Source organism: Armatimonadota bacterium (assembly GCA_020354555.1).
Lineage (GTDB): Bacteria > Armatimonadota > Hebobacteria.
This window is the reverse complement of sequence record CP070648.1, coordinates 3239145-3241913: the sequence shown is the minus strand read 5'-3', so window position 1 is coordinate 3241913 and position 2769 is coordinate 3239145. Positions and strand designations below refer to the sequence as shown.

Genomic DNA, 2769 nt, shown 5'->3' with positions numbered 1-2769 from the left:
ATCCACGAGCGCCTGAATGTATGCGCGCGCCGCGCCCTCCGCATTACCGCCCGCCGTCGTCGCCGGAGCGCCCCTCGCGGCCAGCACGCCGACGCCGCCGGCGACGAGCGCCGCGACAAGTGCCACTCGGCGCAACGACGGCCCGAACCTGTCCCAGGATTTGCCTACCATTTCACTATCGCTTCTCGCTCCCGGCGAGCGACCCACGCTCATCCGCGATGACGCCGTCAACAATGATTCCTCGGTCAGCGTCTTTGCCGTAGCCGGCTGAGCCCCGATTATAGACGCTTGCGCGCTGTGCCGCGTTTCCTGCCCGTCGCGTGCAGAGCGGGGAAACGTGTTTTACTTCGACGCTTTCCTGCAACGGCCTGCCCGTCGTTGACCGCATCGGACGTGCGTGCTACAATCCGCGCACGGAATCCTCTCGAGGGATGACCTCTCCGTGACACTTTTCGACGAGCCCCAGGCTGCACCGTCAGACGCCGCGCCGCTCGCGACACGGATGCGGCCCCGCGATCTGGCGGGGTTAGTCGGGCAGGAACACATCCTCGGGCCCGGCACGTGGCTCCGCTCCGCCATCGAGCGCGACGAGGTGTCCTCGGTGATCTTCTACGGTCCCGCCGGAACCGGCAAGAGCACCGTGGCGCAGATCATCGCGGCGCGCACGAAATCCCATTGGGAGCAGTTCAGCGCCGTCACCTCGGGGGTCGCGGACGTGCGCAAGGTGATGGCGCAGGCGGCGCAGCGGCTCGCCGCCAGCGGGCGCAGGACGATCCTCTTCATTGATGAGATTCACCGCTTCAACAAAGCCCAGCAGGACGCTTTCCTGCCCTTCGTCGAAGACGGCACGATCATCCTCATCGGTGCGACGACCGAGAACCCGTTCTTCGAGATCAACTCGCCGTTGCTTTCGCGCTCGCGGGTGCTGACATTTGAACCGCTGACGCCGGAGCAAATCGGGGCCATCGTTGATCGCGCACTCGGGGACGCGGAGCGCGGCTTGGGGGCGATGCGCGTAGAACTGGACTCACAGGCGCGGACGCATCTGCTCGAGGCCGCCCGCGGCGATGCGCGCGTCGCGCTCAACGCGCTGGAGGCGGCGGCTTCCTTGGTGGAGCCGGACGCAGAGGGGAAGCGCGTCGTCGCCGTGGACGCCGTCGAGCACGCTCTCCAGCAACCACTCCTGGGCTATGACAAGGACGGCGACAAGCACTACGACATCATCTCCGCGTTCATCAAGAGCATGCGCGGCAGCGATCCGGACGCGGCGCTGCACTGGCTGGCGCGGATGATCAAAGCGGGAGAAGATCCTCGCTTCATCGCGCGGCGGCTGGTTATCCATGCCGCCGAGGACGTCGGCAACGCGGATCCGATGGCGTTGGTGGTGGCAACCAGCGCCGCACACGCAGTGGAATACGTCGGCCTGCCGGAGGCGCAGATCCCACTCGCCCAGGCCACGATCTACATCGCGACCGCGCCGAAGAGCAATGCCTCGTATCTCGGGATCCATCGGGCAATGCAGGACGTCGAGGAGCGCGTGCCGCCGCCGGTGCCGCAGCATTTGCGCGATTCGTCTTACCCGGGCGCGGCGCGCCTGGGCCACGGCAAGGGGTACCGGTATCCCCACGACTTTCCCGCGCGCATCGTGGATCAGGAGTATCTGCCGGGAGGCGCCAAGAGCGGGCCGTATTACGAGCCGAGCGAGTCGGGGTACGAGCGCGAGATCGCACAGCGGATACGCGAGTGGGATGAACTGCGGCGATCGCAGCGACGCCCGCGAGACAAGGAATGAGCGATCGGGGAGGCACGGTCGTCGTCGCCATGAGCGGCGGCGTGGACAGTTCGGTCGCCGCGGCGATGCTGAAGGAGCAGGGCTGCGAGGTCATCGGCGTCACGATGCGGATCTGGCCCTGCGACGACGCTGACGATCAGTCGTATTCCCCGCGAGGATGCTGCGGCCCGGCCGCGGTGGCCGACGCGCGCCGCGCCGCCGGCAAGCTCGGTATCCCCCACTATGTTTTCGATTTGCGCGACGTATTTCAGCGCGAAGTCATAGACCCCTTTTGCGATGACTACGCTCACGGCCGCACCCCCAATCCGTGCATCTTGTGCAATCGCTATATCAAGTTCGGCGCGTTGGCCAACCGCGCGCGTCGCGCCGGCGCCGAGCGCATCGCTACCGGTCATTACGCGCGCGTGGAACGCGACGCCGCCGGCGGGCGGTGGCTCCTCCGCGCGGGGGTGGACCAGTCCAAGGACCAGTCCTACGCTCTGTACAGCCTGCGGCAGGAGCACCTCGCGCAGGCGTTACTGCCGTTGGGGAATCTGAGAAAGACCGATGTTCGCCGGCGCGCGCGCGCCATCGGCCTGCCGGTCGCCGACCGGCCCGAAAGCCAGGAACTGTGCTTTATCGTTGACGACGACTACCCAGCGTTACTGCGCCGGCTGCTGCCCGCGACGGCGAACCCCGGCGCCATCGTTGATTCTTCAGGAACACAATTGGGAACGCATCGCGGCATCGCGTTCTACACCATCGGTCAGCGGCGGGGCCTCGGCCTCAGTGGCGCCACGGAAGCACTCTATGTCGTGGACCTGGATGCCGAGGCAAACGTCGTCGTCGTCGGGCCAGAGCGCGACCTGTACCGTACGCGCGTCCTCGCGACCGGGGCGAACTATGTCAGCCGCCCTGCCGTGGAACGGCCGACGCGTCTCACGGGCAAGCTGCGGTACAAGATGACGGCTCAGCCGTGCACGGTCGCCGGCACAGGT

General features: G+C 67.0%; 2 protein-coding genes. Both read left to right on the top strand.

Translation table 11 applies throughout. The annotated features are described in order from the left end of the window. Positions 1-502 precede the first annotated feature (502 nt). The gene (locus JSV65_13265; protein UCH36781.1) at positions 503-1792 is read left to right on the top strand and encodes a replication-associated recombination protein A; all 1290 of its coding nucleotides are present in this window, start codon (positions 503-505) and stop codon (positions 1790-1792) included. Next, positions 1789-2769 (top strand): tRNA 2-thiouridine(34) synthase MnmA (gene mnmA, locus JSV65_13260; GenBank protein ID UCH33526.1); only part of this gene is annotated, 981 nt, incomplete at its 3' end. The genes JSV65_13265 and mnmA, both read left to right, overlap by 4 nt.